This window comes from Chromobacterium rhizoryzae (genome assembly GCF_020544465.1).
Lineage (GTDB): Bacteria > Pseudomonadota > Gammaproteobacteria > Burkholderiales > Chromobacteriaceae > Chromobacterium.
The window spans coordinates 4865112-4879677 of sequence record NZ_CP066126.1 but is presented as its reverse complement, the minus strand read 5'-3'; the positions used below and the strand labels follow the sequence as shown (position 1 = coordinate 4879677).

Annotated in this window: 11 protein-coding genes; 10 read left to right on the top strand and 1 reads right to left on the bottom strand. The window is 56.1% G+C overall.

What is annotated here, in order from left to right:
* Positions 1–40 precede the first annotated feature (40 nt).
* From atpG to glmS, 6 genes are all read left to right on the top strand, one after another.
* On the top strand, positions 41–907 hold the full coding sequence (gene atpG / locus JC616_RS22240) for a F0F1 ATP synthase subunit gamma (RefSeq protein ID WP_048410022.1): 867 nt from the start codon (positions 41–43) through the stop codon (positions 905–907).
* Between the two features lie 41 nt (positions 908–948).
* A complete protein-coding gene (atpD, locus tag JC616_RS22235) occupies positions 949–2346 on the top strand; it encodes a F0F1 ATP synthase subunit beta (protein ID WP_019103741.1) in 1398 nt (465 codons plus the stop codon).
* 11 nt (positions 2347–2357) lie between these two features.
* Positions 2358–2780 (top strand): F0F1 ATP synthase subunit epsilon, encoded by a 423-nt coding sequence (locus JC616_RS22230; protein ID WP_019103740.1) that lies wholly within the window; start codon positions 2358–2360, stop codon positions 2778–2780.
* A 75-nt stretch (positions 2781–2855) separates the two neighbouring features.
* Entirely contained in the window at positions 2856–4223 is a 1368-nt protein-coding gene (gene glmU, locus JC616_RS22225; protein ID WP_227105518.1) for a bifunctional UDP-N-acetylglucosamine diphosphorylase/glucosamine-1-phosphate N-acetyltransferase GlmU, read from the top strand.
* A 174-nt stretch (positions 4224–4397) separates the two neighbouring features.
* Positions 4398–5189, top strand: coding sequence for a DeoR/GlpR family DNA-binding transcription regulator (locus JC616_RS22220; RefSeq protein ID WP_227105517.1), 792 nt, complete (start codon positions 4398–4400; stop codon positions 5187–5189).
* Complete coding sequence (glmS, locus tag JC616_RS22215) at positions 5189–7018, top strand: glutamine--fructose-6-phosphate transaminase (isomerizing) (RefSeq protein ID WP_227105515.1); 1830 nt, start codon at positions 5189–5191, stop codon at positions 7016–7018. Before JC616_RS22220 ends, glmS begins: the two co-directional genes overlap by 1 nt.
* Positions 7019–7585: 567 nt before the next feature.
* On the opposite strand, the gene JC616_RS22210 is transcribed toward glmS, so the two are convergent.
* A complete protein-coding gene (locus JC616_RS22210; protein WP_227105513.1) occupies positions 7586–8104 on the bottom strand; it encodes a DUF6471 domain-containing protein in 519 nt (172 codons plus the stop codon).
* Between the two features lie 988 nt (positions 8105–9092).
* Between JC616_RS22210 and JC616_RS22205 the strand changes: the two genes are divergently transcribed.
* The 4 genes from JC616_RS22205 to JC616_RS22190 are packed head-to-tail and all read left to right on the top strand — an operon-like array spanning position 9093 to position 14556.
* The gene (locus JC616_RS22205; protein WP_227105510.1) at positions 9093–10361 is read left to right on the top strand and encodes a hypothetical protein; all 1269 of its coding nucleotides are present in this window, start codon (positions 9093–9095) and stop codon (positions 10359–10361) included.
* Positions 10362–10366: 5 nt separating this feature from the next.
* Positions 10367–12100 carry a TnsD family Tn7-like transposition protein gene (locus JC616_RS22200; RefSeq protein ID WP_227105508.1) on the top strand — a complete coding sequence of 578 codons (1734 nt, stop codon included), beginning with the start codon at positions 10367–10369 and terminating at the stop codon, positions 12098–12100.
* A gap of 54 nt (positions 12101–12154) precedes the next feature.
* Complete coding sequence (locus tag JC616_RS22195; protein WP_227108618.1) at positions 12155–13654, top strand: TniQ family protein; 1500 nt, start codon at positions 12155–12157, stop codon at positions 13652–13654.
* Positions 13630–14556, top strand: coding sequence for a PDDEXK family nuclease (locus JC616_RS22190; RefSeq protein WP_227105506.1), 927 nt, complete (start codon positions 13630–13632; stop codon positions 14554–14556). Before JC616_RS22195 ends, JC616_RS22190 begins: the two co-directional genes overlap by 25 nt.
* Positions 14557–14566 lie beyond the last annotated feature (10 nt).

Below are 14566 nucleotides of genomic sequence, written 5' to 3'. Positions count from 1 at the left end.
TTTTCGGTTAACGCAAACAGTTACTAGGAAAGGTTCAGGAATGGCAGTCGGCAAAGAGATTCTCACCAAGATCCGAAGCGTGCAAAACACGCAGAAGATCACTCGCGCAATGCAAATGGTGGCGACCTCCAAGATGCGCAAAACGCAAGAGCGTATGCGCGCTGCCCGTCCTTACGCCGAGAAGGTGCGCACAGTCATGGCGCACCTTGCTCAGGCGAACACGGATCTTGAGCACCCGCTGTTGCAAAGCCGCGACGTAGTCAAACGCGCCGGCATCATCCTGATGACCTCCGACAAGGGCCTGTGCGGCGGCTTGAACGTGAACACGCTCAAGCGCTTCTTCGCCCAAGTCAAGGATCTGCAGGACCAGGGCATCGAAGTGGATGTCTGCTGCCTGGGCCAAAAAGGCCTGGCGGCATGCCAGCGCGCGCGCCTCAACGTTGTGGCCAGCGCAACCCAGCTCGGCGATGTGCCGAAGATGGAAAAACTGATTGGCCCGCTTACGGTGCTGTTCAAGCAGTACGCCGAAGGCGAACTGGACGCGCTCTACATCGTTTACTCCCGTTTCATCAACACGATGAAGCAGGAGCCGGCGACTGAACAGCTGCTGCCGTTGACCTCGGAACACATGGTGGTGGAGCACTCGCACTCGTGGGATTACCTGTACGAGCCGAGCGCCCTTGCCGTGATGGAGTTCCTGGTCAAACGCTATATCGAGTCGGTTGTGTTCGAGGCGATGGCCGAGAACATGGCCTCCGAGCAAGCTGCCCGCATGGTGGCGATGAAATCCGCCACGGACAACGCCGGTAACACGATCAAGCAACTGCGACTTGTGTACAACAAGGCTCGTCAGGCGGCGATCACTACCGAATTGTCTGAAATCGTGGCAGGCGCCGCAGCGGTGTAAGCCGTCGCAGACTGAAAAAGTTTAATGTTTAGGAACCGATAATGAGCCAAGGTAAAATCGTACAAATCATTGGCGCGGTGATCGACGTGGAGTTTCCGCGCGACGCCATGCCAAAGGTTTATGATGCCCTGAAGCTGGTTGATGCCGACCTGACGCTCGAAGTCCAGCAGCAGCTGGGCGACGGCGTAGCGCGCACCATCGCCATGGGCAGCTCTGACGGCCTGAAGCGTGGCATGAGCGTAGTCAACACCGGCGCACCGATCTCGGTGCCGGTGGGCAGCGCCACCCTGGGCCGCATCATGGATGTCTTGGGCAACCCGGTGGACGAAGCCGGCGCGGTAGCGACCGATGTTCGCCGCGCCATCCACCAGCCCGCTCCGAAGTTCGACGAACTGTCCCCCGCCACCGACCTGCTGGAAACCGGCATCAAGGTGATCGACCTGCTGTGCCCGTTCGCCAAAGGCGGCAAAGTGGGCCTGTTCGGCGGCGCCGGCGTGGGCAAGACCGTGAACATGATGGAACTGATCAACAACATCGCCAAGGCACACTCCGGTTTGTCCGTGTTTGCCGGCGTTGGTGAGCGCACTCGTGAAGGTAACGACTTCTATCACGAGATGAAGGACTCCAACGTACTGGACAAAGTGGCGATGGTGTACGGCCAGATGAACGAGCCGCCGGGCAACCGTCTGCGCGTGGCCCTGACCGGTCTGACCATGGCCGAGCACTTCCGCGACGAGAAAGACGAAAGCGGCAAAGGCCGCGACGTGCTGTTCTTCGTGGACAACATCTACCGCTACACCCTGGCCGGTACTGAAGTATCCGCTCTGCTGGGCCGTATGCCTTCCGCCGTGGGCTATCAGCCGACGCTGGCGGAAGAAATGGGCCGTCTGCAAGAGCGCATTACTTCGACCCGCGATGGCTCGATCACCTCCATCCAGGCCGTATACGTGCCTGCGGATGACTTGACCGACCCGTCCCCGGCGACCACCTTCGCCCACTTGGACGCCACCGTGGTTCTGTCGCGCGACATCGCTTCGCTGGGTATCTACCCGGCGGTGGATCCGCTTGACTCCACCTCGCGTCAGCTGGATCCGCTGGTGGTAGGCGACGAGCACTACACGGTAGCCCGTGGCGTGCAGTCCACGCTGCAGCGTTACAAGGAACTGCGCGACATCATCGCGATTCTGGGTATGGACGAACTGTCCGAGGAAGACAAACTGGTCGTGGCTCGCGCCCGTAAGATCCAGCGCTTCCTGTCTCAGCCGTTCCACGTGGCTGAAGTATTTACCGGCTCGCCGGGCAAATACGTGCCGCTGCGCGAAACCATCAAGGGTTTCAAGGCCATTCTCGCTGGCGAGTACGACCATCTGCCGGAACAAGCGTTCTACATGGTTGGCTCCATTGAAGAAGCTGCCGAGAAAGCCAAGACCCTTAACTAAGGAGAGGGCTGATGTCCAAGATGCGTGTGGAAGTGGTCAGCACCGAGCAAATGATCTTCTCCGGCGAAGCTGAGTTCGTGGTTGCGCCGGCTACCGAAGGCGAGATCGGTGTGTATCCCCAACACGTGCCGCTCCTGACCCGTATCAAGCCCGGCGTGCTGCGTCTGAAAGTGCCGGGCAGCAGCGAAGAAGTACTGGTGGCAGTGTCTGGCGGCATGATGGAAGTGCAGCCCAGCCTGATCACCGTGCTGGCCGATACGGCGATTCGCGGCGAGGATCTCGACGAGGCCCGCGCCAATGAGGCAAAACGCGCTGCGGAGGATTCTCTCAAGCGCGCCACCGACGACCTCTCCACCGCGAAGGCGCACGCTGCTCTGGCAGTGGCCATCGCGGAGTTGAAGGCGCTGGATTTCCTCAAGAAGCGCGCCCACTGATAAGAGATGTAATCGTGTATAGTAGGCTGCCACGCAAGTGGCAGCCTTTTTCCGTTTTCGAGTCGTGAAAAAACCATGGACAGTCTCAGCATCGTCATTCTCGCTGCCGGCAAGGGCAAGCGCATGTACTCCTCCAAACCCAAGGTATTGCACCCCATAGGCGGCGAGCCGATGCTGGCGCGGGTGATCCGCACCGCGCGCGCCTTGAAGCCTGCGCGTCTGATCGTGGTGTACGGCCACGGCGGCGAACAGGTGCGGGCGGCCATCCCGGACGCGGACCTGATCTGGGCCGAGCAGGCCGAGCAGCTGGGCACCGGCCACGCGCTGAAGATGGCCCTGCCGCACCTGCCGAAGGACGGCAAGACCATGGTGTTGTACGGCGATGTGCCGCTGACCAAGGCGGACACGCTGCATCGCTTGTCCGGCGCCGCCGGCGCCGGCATGGCGGTGCTGACCGACGTGCTGGACGACGCCAGCGGCTACGGCCGCATGGTGCGCGGCGCGGACGGCAAGCTCCAGGCCATCGTCGAGCACAAGGACTGTACGCCGGCGCAACTGGCGATCCGTGAAATCAATACCGGCATGATGGCCTTGCCCAATGCGCGGCTGTCCGGCTGGCTCGCCGCGCTCAATAACGGCAACGCCCAGGGCGAATACTATCTGACCGACGTGCTGGCCCTGGCGGTGGCGGACGGCGTGAGCGTGGACAGCGCCAGCGTGGACGCCAGCTGGGAAGCCGCCGGCGTCAACAACAAGGTGCAGCTGGCTGAGCTGGAGCGCATCTTGCAGCGCAACCAGGCGCAAGCCTTGCTGGAAGCCGGCGTCACGCTGGCGGACCCGGCGCGCATCGACATCCGCGGCGAACTCAGCCACGGCATGGACGTGAGCATAGACGTGGGCTGCGTGTTCGAAGGCGTGGTGGAGCTGGGCGAGCAGGTGGAAATCGGCGCGCACTGCGTGCTGAAAAACGTCAAAGTGGCCGCCGGCACCAAGATCGCGCCGTTCTCGCATCTGGAAGACGCGGTGGTGGGCGAGGGATGCCGGATCGGGCCTTACGCCCGGCTGCGCCCCGGCGCGCAACTGGCCGGCCACGTGCATATCGGCAACTTCGTCGAAGTGAAGAAAAGCGTGATCGGCGAAGGCTCCAAGGTCAACCACCTGAGTTATATCGGCGACGCCGAGATCGGCGGCAAGGTGAATGTGGGCGCCGGCTCGGTGACCTGCAATTACGACGGCATCAACAAATTCAAGACCGTGATCGGCGACAACGTCTTCGTCGGCTCCGGCACCCTGATGGTGGCGCCGGTGACGCTGGAATCCTACAGCACCATAGGCGCCGGCTCGGTGATCAGCCGGACCGCGCCGGCCGGCGAACTGACGGTGGCGCGCGCGCGCCAGGTCACGGTGCCGGGCTGGAAGCGGCCGCAGAAAAAGACCGACTGACTCCATTTCCCGGCTAAGTGGCGCCCATTCTCCTGATTTGGAGGATGGGCGCCGTTTTTCATGGCGGCATTCTTGCGACAACCCCTTGCCGCGGCGCGACGCTTCCGCGGCCGGCGCTTGTCAAAGCCGAAGCGGCGCTGCTATGATCGCGAAACTTTCGAAACGAAACATAAAATGACCAAGCGAAACACTCAGCAACGCCGTCACGCTATTGCCGCCCTGGTGCAGGAACGCGGCGAGGTCAGCGTGGACGAGCTGACCAAGCGCTTCTCCACCTCCGAAGTGACCATACGCAAAGACCTGGCCCTGCTGGAAACCGGCGGCCTGCTGCTGCGCCGCTACGGCGGCGCGGTGTCCTTGCCGTCGGAGATGGTGGTCGAAGAAGACGCGGAGCAGGTTTCAAAACGAAAGATCGCCATCGCCCGCGCCGCCGCCGAGCGGCTGCGCGACCACAACCGCGTGATCATAGACAGCGGCACCACCACCAGCGCGATGATCCCGCTGCTGGGCAATAAGCGCGGCCTGGTGGTGATGACCAACTCCCTGAACGTGGCCGGCGCGCTGCGCGAGCTGGAGAACGAACCCACGCTGCTGATGACCGGCGGCACCTGGGACCCGCATTCCGAATCCTTCCAGGGCCAGGTGGCGGAACAGGTGCTGCGTTCCTATGATTTTGATCAGCTGTTCATCGGCGCGGACGGCATCGACCTGGAGCGCGGCACCACCACCTTCAACGAACTGGTGGGCTTGTCGCGCGTAATGGCCGAAGTGGCGCGCGAAGTCATCGTGATGGTGGAGTCGGAAAAGATAGGCCGGCGCATCCCCAATCTGGAATTGCCGTGGGAGCGCATTCATACCCTGGTGACCGACGACGCCTTGTCGGCGGAGGCCAGAACCCAAATTCAGGCGAAGGGCATTGCGCTGATCTGCGCGTCCTCGCCCGCTGATAGTCCAAGGAGAAAGTAATGTGCGGCATTGTCGGCGCCATCGCGGCGCGTAATGTGGTTCCGGTATTGGTGGACGGCCTGAAGCGGCTGGAATACCGCGGCTACGACTCCGCCGGCGTGGCGGTCTTGGCCGGCGACGCCATCCGTCGCGTGCGCCGCGTCGGCCGTGTCGCGGAGATGGAAAACGCCGCGGCGGAAGAAAGCCTGCAAGGGCAGCTGGGCATCGGCCACACCCGCTGGGCCACCCATGGCGGCGTCACCGAACCCAACGCCCACCCGCACGTATCCTTCGGCAAGATCGCCGTGGTGCACAACGGCATCATCGAAAACCACGAAGAGCAGCGCGAACGCCTGAAAGGCCTGGGCTACGCCTTCGAATCCCAGACCGACACCGAAGTCATCGCTCACCTGGTGCATCACTACTACCAGGCCGGCGACAGCCTGTTCGACGCGGTCAAGCGCGCCAGCCGCGAGCTGACCGGCGCTTACGCCATCGGCGTGATCGCGGTGGACCGCCCGGACGAACTGGTGTGCGCGCGCATGGGCTGCCCGCTGCTGGTGGGCCTGGGCGACGGCGAGAACTTCATCGCCTCCGACGTCTCCGCCATCGTGTCCGCCACCCGCCGCGTGATCTTCCTGGAAGAGGGCGACATCGGCCGGCTGACCCGCGACGGCGTGGAACTGCTGGACAAGGACGACCAGCCGGCGCAACGCCCGGTGCACGTGTCCGACGTGTCGCTGGCCTCGCTGGAACTGGGCCCGTACAGCCACTTCATGCAGAAGGAAATCCACGAACAGCCGAAGGCGCTGTCCGACACCATAGACGCGGTGCAGGACTACGGCTTCAATCCCGAGCTGTTCGGCGAGCGCGCCGGCGAAGTGCTGCCGCAGCTGGAAGGCGTCAAGATCCTGGCCTGCGGCACCAGCTACTACGCCGGCCTGACCGCCAAATACTGGATCGAAACCATCGCCGGCGTGCAGTGCGATGTGGAAATCGCCAGCGAATACCGCTACCGCAGCGCCTGGGCCAACCCCAATTACCTGGTGACCACCATCTCCCAATCCGGCGAGACGCTGGACACCATGGAAGCGCTGAAATACGCCAAGGAACTGGGCCACCGCTACGCGCTGTCTATCTGCAATGTGCGCGAATCCGCGATTCCGCGCGCCAGCGAACTGGTGTTCTTCACCCGCGCCGGCGCCGAGATCGGCGTGGCTTCCACCAAGGCCTTCACCACCCAATTGGTGGGCTTGTTCGCGCTGGCGGTGACCCTGGGCAAGATGCGCGGCAAGGTCAGCGCGGCCGACGAGGCGCGCTACCTGGACGAACTGCGCCACCTGCCGGGCAGCGTGCAGCATGCGCTGAACCTGGAACCGCAGATCAAGGCCTGGGCCGACAAGTTCGCCGCCAAGGACAATGCGCTGTTCCTGGGCCGCGGCCTGCATTTCCCCATCGCGCTGGAAGGCGCGCTCAAGCTGAAGGAAATCTCCTACATCCACGCCGAAGCCTACCCGGCCGGTGAGCTCAAGCACGGCCCGCTGGCGCTGGTGGACGAAGACATGCCGGTGGTGGTGATCGCCCCCAATGACGCGCTGCTGGAAAAGGTGAAATCCAATATGCAGGAAGTGCGCGCGCGCGGCGGCGAGCTGTTCGTGTTCGCCGACCTGGACAGTCATTTCAGCGAATCCGACGGCGTGCACGTGATCCGCACCCCGCGCCATGTCGGCGTGCTCAGCCCGGTGGTGCACGCCATCCCGGTGCAGATGCTGGCCTACCATGTGGCGCTGGCGCGCGGCACCGACGTCGACAAGCCGCGCAACCTAGCCAAGAGCGTGACGGTGGAGTGAGGTTTGCGCCAGGCATTGACTAGTGTGTAAGCGGTAAATAGAAACGTTGGTTTTTAGTTTCGAAGAAGCGTGGGTTTTCGTAGCCTCAGTTGCCCGGAAACCCACGCCAGCATTGCTTCCCAACGTATTTATTTGTCGCGACATTTCCCGTCAGAATTGCACAAGAAGCACCCCCCCATTCTTTTTAGAATTCGCCCTGGGCGCCACCGCCTAACCTCCTCTTGCTGCCGTAGCGTTGCCTACTCGGTACGGTGGCATTCACGTCTTCGGTATGACTCACAAGCGGATTTTATGAGTAGCACATGTATGGGCTGTATCCGTATAGCTTAAAACCCACGCCTTCGGTTGTGCAGGGAGATGGCCATCTGGGCTCCTCCGTCTTGGGCGTCTTGGATGATGTGTGGTCTGCAGCCTGCGATGGGGGTATAGCTGGTAAGGGCTGTTGACTGACGTTGGGAATGGGGTCTACAGGGGTGGCAGCTTGCTGTAAAAATGTAAGTTAATACGTACTTTTTCGTCGAGGAGCGAGTGACGACGCTGGGGGCATGGCAATGATGCTTGGTTTGTTTAGTCGCCGCTTGCAGGTGTGGATGCTGCGGTCGAAACCAAGTCTCGGTATTCAATAAAGGCGTCCAAACTTCTGCTGCGCAGGATAACGAGGCATCGTAGGAAGTCGGGTAGGAATAGATTTCCAGACGTTACGTGAGCGGCGAGGGTCTTCTGTGTGAAGCTGGCGCCAAGCGTGGTGAGCCGAGCGGCAAGCTCATCGATGCTCACCGGTGGGATTTGACGGATTTCGCTAAGAATGACAGCTTTAGCACGCTCTTCCCAAGGGGTTGCAACATCAAATGCTGTTCGCCAAAGCATAGGCGGCTCGGCATCAATCACATGAAGAATCTGCAGGAACAACGCCAGGCGTACCCTTCCGAGCGCGACACGAGACGCCAGCGCTTTTTCGTCTTCGTGCATGTCAAATGTAGTAGCTAACCGCCTGGCGAGCTCGGCATAGCCCACATCTTTTCGCATGAGGGCAACGCGAACGACACGGGCAGCCAAGCTTGCCCAAGGAGCAATTTTTTCGCTCACAAATTTCCTTGTGTTCTAGAAATTTACGTCTATCGTTTACGCTGTAAATACCTACATTTTTATAGGAGAGCTCTCGCCGCCTGGAATGGGTAAGGACCCTGCTATCAGCGTTGGCGTAGCTCAATTGTAGGAAGGTCGGCTGTTTCTGCCAATGGTTGGTGTGATGGCTCGCATGTGGGTTAAGAAGGGAGCTGATGGCGAAGCGGAGTGAGCAAAGGACGTTATGCGTGATGGCTTGGCGGTTTGCAAGCTGAGTTAAGCGAGGGCATTGCAGCAGGCCGGTTGTGTGCGTGCGTACAGAACTGTTGAGCGAACGTGTGCCCTTGCTTTGGGGTGAGAGTGCACAGTAGAATGCGGATTCTTTTGTTTTATACGAAAACGCAAAAACCCCGATATTGCCTCATGGTATACCGGTAATTGGCGTTTTGTCAACTGACCCGTTACACCTTTTCTCAATCACACTGGGCTGGAGCAAAAGCATGTAAACGCTAATTCGATAGCAGCACCAACAACTTGTGCACCACAAATGAAAATGGAGGGTTTCCGGTTGGCGCCAGAAATCCCTCCACTGAGTTTGTTTTAGTGGCAAGCCAAACTGAAGCCGCCCAAACTCCCAATTCAGACGGGATGGTTTCATGCATGGCGTGCTCTGTCAACCCCTGCGGCCAATTTTTTGGCTGCAGGGGGGCGAAGCTATGGATGCAATCAATGGAAATGACTATCCGCGTCAAGGACGGCGGGCGCCTATACTCCCGCCGCCCAGACTCTTTTATCGTAAGTTGCCCGTCCAGGGGCCACGCCTACTACCTGTTGCCTCATTGTTGTTCCCGGTGTGGCTTGTATGAGTCATGGTTTGAACCAGCCTTTATAGGTGGCCGCCATGCATAACTCACTGGTCTCCACGGCTTCCCGTTCCCCGCAAGTGATGCCGCGGGAAGTTGTCTTGAGTTCCACTTCAGTTGCCGTGAGCGACCTAATGAGCCCCCGCATGGCCGAAATCATGCGGGTACTGCCGGCCGCAGAGTTGCGCAATAAGATGCGGTGGCCGGCGGTGCCTCATGCAGCAGAACTGCGAGAGGCCGACCCCGAGACCAAAATCCAAGCCCTCTCCAGCTTCAGCGGGGCCTATCTCCCGCTAACGGAGACACTGACGTTTATTTCGCAGGTTCTAGCCAAAATTCGTGAGGTATACCGCGCCAAGCAGTTTGGTTGTGAGGAATTTCGGCGTTATTTCCACGCAACCGCGGAGGTTCTGCATGGTGAGAGATTGCGACCACTGCCAGCATGTCTCAGCTCTATCACCGACACAGGATTCTGGATGACAGGACCCTCATTAATGGGGCGAACTGCGGCTTTGCGGCGGTTGGTTGAAATCTTGGGAAGGCCATTTTTGGTCGAGGGAGAGCATCCTGCCCCGCGATGTATGTGGGTGATACCAGTTCTCTACCTAACCTACCCGACCTGCGGAACGCTCCAGGGGATGCTTAGGGATATGCGTGAGCGCGTACTGTCTGTGATTGGAGGGTACGACACCGATATCAATGCACTGTCCGATATAGAGGGTTGGCGTGGCCAGAATGTAGCGATTGCAATCTGCACCCTGCTGAATGTCGGCCTGGTTGTCCTCGATGGTGGTGGCTTTGCAAACGTCAATGGCCATACAGCGGCCATTTTGCAATTCCTGCTTAAGTTGCGACAGCACACAGGCATCCCAGTGCTCATCTCAGGCACCAGCGCATTCATGTACTGCACAAGCTTCATGGGAACTACGGCCTCTAACCTGGTCAACGGCCCTGGTCTGCATCTCGACCCGATTCCCAAGCCTGCTCCGTTGGTAGATGGCGAGGTCCCGAAAGCCAGAGGTGTCTGGCGGCAAGTGGTTACCTGGTTGTGGCAGGAGGGAGTGCTTCCAGAACATTGTGAGATGCCGGCTGCGCTTCCTGAGTGGGTATATGGCGTGACATTTGGCCGATTTGGTTGGCTGGTTCAGGGGTTTCGGGCGCTGCACGTCACGCTTGTGACGACACCTGAGATGCAGCAGCCAGGCCGCCTTACCGAAGACGCCGTGAGGCAAATATTTGAGCGGGCGTTACAGCTGCATACCGGTGCCCGAAGTGCCATAGCGAGGACGCAAGAAGTGGCATCTGGTAAAGGCAAGCTGGCTGTCTTGAAGAATCTCGACCACCTTCCAGCGGCACTTTTTGAAAAGTCTCAGGTGCACGAGTGGTTGGACGAAGCAATCTTGAGTCGGATATGACCAACATGAATCAGAACATTTTGGTAGCGCCGCACTTCCCTGACGGAGAGATTGTGAACGCCTTCCTCACTCGCATACTGAGTTATGGCGGCGTGCACTCTTTGTCTCTGGCATGCCGCCAGCTTCTCAATAGACGCCCCAGTCTTGATGGAATGCCGAATTACCTTGGTTTATTCCATCAAGAGCTCGGCTATCTTTATGGCGATATCGATACGCTCATCGATAAGCATACCGAATTCAACTTCATTTGCTGCGGCCTGCCCAAGGCGAAGTTTTCTGCTCAGCGGGCTAGGTTGATTGATATGTATAAGGGGCCTGTTCGGCTCTGCCGACTTCCTTTGCTTTTTAGCGTCAGTGAACAGAGTTATCTGCAATGTTCCGAATGTGAAGAGCAGCAAAAAAGGGAGTTTGGATTCTCATTCATCCACCGGCGCATGGGTGTCCCATTCGTAAATGTCTGCCCTATTCATGGGACTCCCTTGTGTGCCAGCAAGGGACAGTTGCTACTTTTTGATGCCCACTGCCAGTCAAAACCAAATAGTTACCAAGTGGCTATGACTATGGAGCTAGGGAAACGAATTGAATATTGCATGGAGACGCCTGTGCATTTATCAAGATACGACAAAGATAGTGTTATTCATTTATTTAAATTATCAGGTTGGATAGATGATAACAATCGATTCCACCTTATAGATTTTACACGGAAGTTCTCGGTTTTTTTTGATGGAGCATTTTCGGATGAGCGTTTAAAGATTCTATGCCAGTCGGAACGGCATATTGAAAATGCGATACGTGCACTATTTCGAAATGAAAAAGGTATCCACCCAGAATGGTGTGTGTTATTTGCTTGGTTTGCGGAGCAACAGCCATACACCGGTCCAGCCCAGTCCACGGTAGCCATACCCATTGAGGTAGTGCATAGAAGATTGGCAAGTCCAAAGGTAATGCCGTTGCGTGAAGCTGTTGCTGCCGAGCTGGCTAAACATAAGACCCTGCAGGCAACAGCAATGGCTATGGGAATTAGTGCCTCGCTACTCAACGTGTTGTGCAAACGTTATGAAATTAATGTCAGTTGGCGTCCTAAAACTTTGAAAGAATCTATTGCTAACCAAATCAAGAAAGAGCTAGCGAATGGTAAGTCACCGTCTGAAGTTGCTGCAAAATTCCAAATTTCGCTAACAAGCGTGTACCGCCAACTTGCAATTTTGACAGACGTACCGCTTCCTCGCGAGAAAGCGCTGAGTGCTCGCATAGAGTCTGATAAGGCGGAATGGCTGAATGCTATCCAGACAAATCCTGAAATGTCTCGCAATAGTTTACGGAAGAAATATCCAACATTATGGATGCGCTTATATAGAAATGCGCATGACTGGTTTGTGGCCAATCAGCCTACTTTCCAGTTGCCTAATAATGGAGTGCGTGCAAGCCCGCCATGCAAATTACTTTGCAACTTAAATAGCGCGCTCGCTGAAGCAGCTGATGTTTGTACTGCGCCAGATAAAAAGCGCATCAACATGTCCCGCTATCGTTTCCAAGAACTTACACGAGTCCCTATCTATGCTTTGAAGAAGTGTGAGGATAATGGTTTTGTGGAAAAGCGCGAGGAGCTGCATGATGATTTTGTTCGAGCGCGTCTCAAGCGCCTTGCTGGGCTTGTCGGTAGACCATGTGCTATTGCAAAGAAAGCTGGCCTCCGTGAAGAGACCATTCGTAAAGTATTAAAGAAAAAAACAGATTGATTAATTAAATTTAGGGGATTGCCAGTGGTGCGTAGAAATCCGCAGTTGTTCACCATGCACATGGTGCCTGAAGAAGACGTGACTGGATTTATTGTGCGTCAGTCATTTGAGAGGAGTCAAGGAAAGGTCCTTATACGGCCAAGCACTGTAGCGGATTCTACAAGACGACCAGGATGGGTATTCCCCTCTGGGCTTGGCCACCTTGGGGAGGAATTGCAGGCCAAACTTCCACCTGTTGACGAATTAATTGATGGTCATACTCGATTTCCGCTTTATGCAAAATTCTTGACGGAAAAAGATTCAAAAGCATTACGTGAACATCACAAGGGAATCGCAATTAAGGGGGTGGCCGCTCGTGTTGGTATGACGAATGGTGCTTTCCGAGGAAGGATGACTATGTGCCCAGAGTGCATGGAGCGCGACATCCACCAGAATGGTTATGCCATCTGGCACCGACTTGCCTTGATGCCGGGAATTTTGGCGTGCCCAGTACATAAACGACCGCTACTCACGTTCTGTGAGGCCTGTGAAGCTGGTCATCGTCGTGTACGGACGAACTGGCGTCCGATGAGACGCTGTGTATGTGGCGGCCATTTGAGGGTAGTAGCAAGGCTAGATAACAAAACGCAAGAAATGGCCATATCGGTCGCCAGTATGGCCGACCAAATTCTTCGAGGAACGGGCTCTTCAGTGGTGTCCTCGGAGTCTGTCACACAGGCTCTGCACCATTACTTTGGAAACTGCCGGCGTCTGCATCACAGGTTGAATGAAGCGCTATATCAGGCTATTGGACCTGATTATCGCTCATTCCTAGGTATCGGCTTGGATACCTTGAAGCGTCTGGTAGGTTCTTTGGGTCACTATGGTCCTATTCGCAATCCCATTCAGAATCTTGCGGTCATACATGCGGTTTTTGGCGGATTTGATAATTTCTCAGATGTGCTACGAGCAGGCCAAGAAACGGCTGGTATTCGTTTTTCTAATCCTGAGTCGGATAAAAAAATCCCCGACAAGCGCCGAAAGGATAGGCATCGAACGAAAGAGCAATACATTGAATGGGTTGGTGGTCTTCCGTGGGAGCAGCAGGCTAATCTTAGGTTGACGTATCGAAAATGGTTACTTGAATTACTGCATGAAAAGCCAGCCATTTATAGAGCAGAATTAAAATCGCAACCTGGTAGCAAGGCTGCACTCCGTTATCTGTTGAATATCGATAAGGCATGGTACGACCGCACTCTACCGTCAATAGCCAGAAAACGGTGTTATGTAACTCAAGAGCTTATTAATGTGCGAAAAATTGAGCAGCTTACTAGGCATATACAGAAACGATACGAGTTATCTCTTAAAGAAAGGCCCATGCAGCGAATCACTAAAGCTTATCTTCTCTCCAATGTGTCGTGCGAAACCGCTACTAACTTGGTGCTTGCGAGCGAAGGTATTCAAATGTCACTTGCTGCTTGCTCAGAAACCTTTGCTGAGTGGAAGAAGCGGGTGGAAGGAAACAACCTGAAACAGGAAAAATGCTCACGATGGCATACCCAAAACGCAGGTTAATTGCTGATTGTAGTCATCTACCCTACACCCCGGATGATGCAAAACGCATTCTCCGTACCGGTAAGCTTGACTACGTTGAGAGCTTTCCCCGACCAGAAAATGCAACAGGTTTTTATTTGGCGGATTTGGTTGGCAAGCCGATTCTGTCATGGCCTCCTGAATTGCCGAAACATGACCCGCGTGGGCATCCATCAACACCGAAATTTGAAGCATGGAAAAAAGCACAGGATAGCAAAATTGGTATTGCTGGAAATTACTTTGGCTTTAAAGGTGGAGGGCTTACACCAAACCATTCTGGACTTGAGGAACGCTGCCTCTATCATTTTGGGATGAATCCATTTGTTGTTGAGGTGCGTGCGCAATATCCAGAATGGGAACGCGGCATGTATCAGGAATACAAAGAAATGAATTTGCGTATGCCAAAACGCGGCGTGATAACTATTGATTTTCTTCTTACTTTGCAAATACCAGGGGGCTCGGGGTTTCACTATCACGCCGTTTCAGTGAAGCCTTATGAAAAGCTAAAGCAGCTATCTGTACAGAAAAGGCATCTACGTGAGGTGGAATTGCTTCGTTGGTGGGGTTGTACACACGAAATAATGACTGAGCATTCAATTTCCATGCGTGAACATATTAATAACAGACGTCTTTTTGAGTATATGAAGATGGTGAATGATGTTTCAACATATCAGGAGGTCGCATCAAATATGGCGACCATATTGTTGAATGAGACTAGGTTTGAAATATGCGACCAGAGAATTAGTGCCGCTGCAGGATGTTTAGGATTGGGGAGGGATGTAGGCTATCGGATTTTCGCGATTGCGAATTTCTTAGGCTATCTAACACTTGACCATGAGCATGAAATTTTGCCTGATAAGCCCTTGGTTTTGGTTGGTGACTGACGATTGTAGA

Coding starts and splice junctions, on each gene's coding strand:
- atpG (WP_048410022.1), top strand. CDS start 41: ATGGCAGTCGGCAAAGAGATTCTCACCAAGATCCGAAGCGTGCAAAAC.
- atpD (WP_019103741.1), top strand. CDS start 949: ATGAGCCAAGGTAAAATCGTACAAATCATTGGCGCGGTGATCGACGTG.
- JC616_RS22230 (WP_019103740.1), top strand. CDS start 2,358: ATGTCCAAGATGCGTGTGGAAGTGGTCAGCACCGAGCAAATGATCTTC.
- glmU (WP_227105518.1), top strand. CDS start 2,856: ATGGACAGTCTCAGCATCGTCATTCTCGCTGCCGGCAAGGGCAAGCGC.
- JC616_RS22220 (WP_227105517.1), top strand. CDS start 4,398: ATGACCAAGCGAAACACTCAGCAACGCCGTCACGCTATTGCCGCCCTG.
- glmS (WP_227105515.1), top strand. CDS start 5,189: ATGTGCGGCATTGTCGGCGCCATCGCGGCGCGTAATGTGGTTCCGGTA.
- JC616_RS22205 (WP_227105510.1), top strand. CDS start 9,093: ATGGCCGAAATCATGCGGGTACTGCCGGCCGCAGAGTTGCGCAATAAG.
- JC616_RS22200 (WP_227105508.1), top strand. CDS start 10,367: ATGAATCAGAACATTTTGGTAGCGCCGCACTTCCCTGACGGAGAGATT.
- JC616_RS22195 (WP_227108618.1), top strand. CDS start 12,155: ATGCACATGGTGCCTGAAGAAGACGTGACTGGATTTATTGTGCGTCAG.
- JC616_RS22190 (WP_227105506.1), top strand. CDS start 13,630: ATGGCATACCCAAAACGCAGGTTAATTGCTGATTGTAGTCATCTACCC.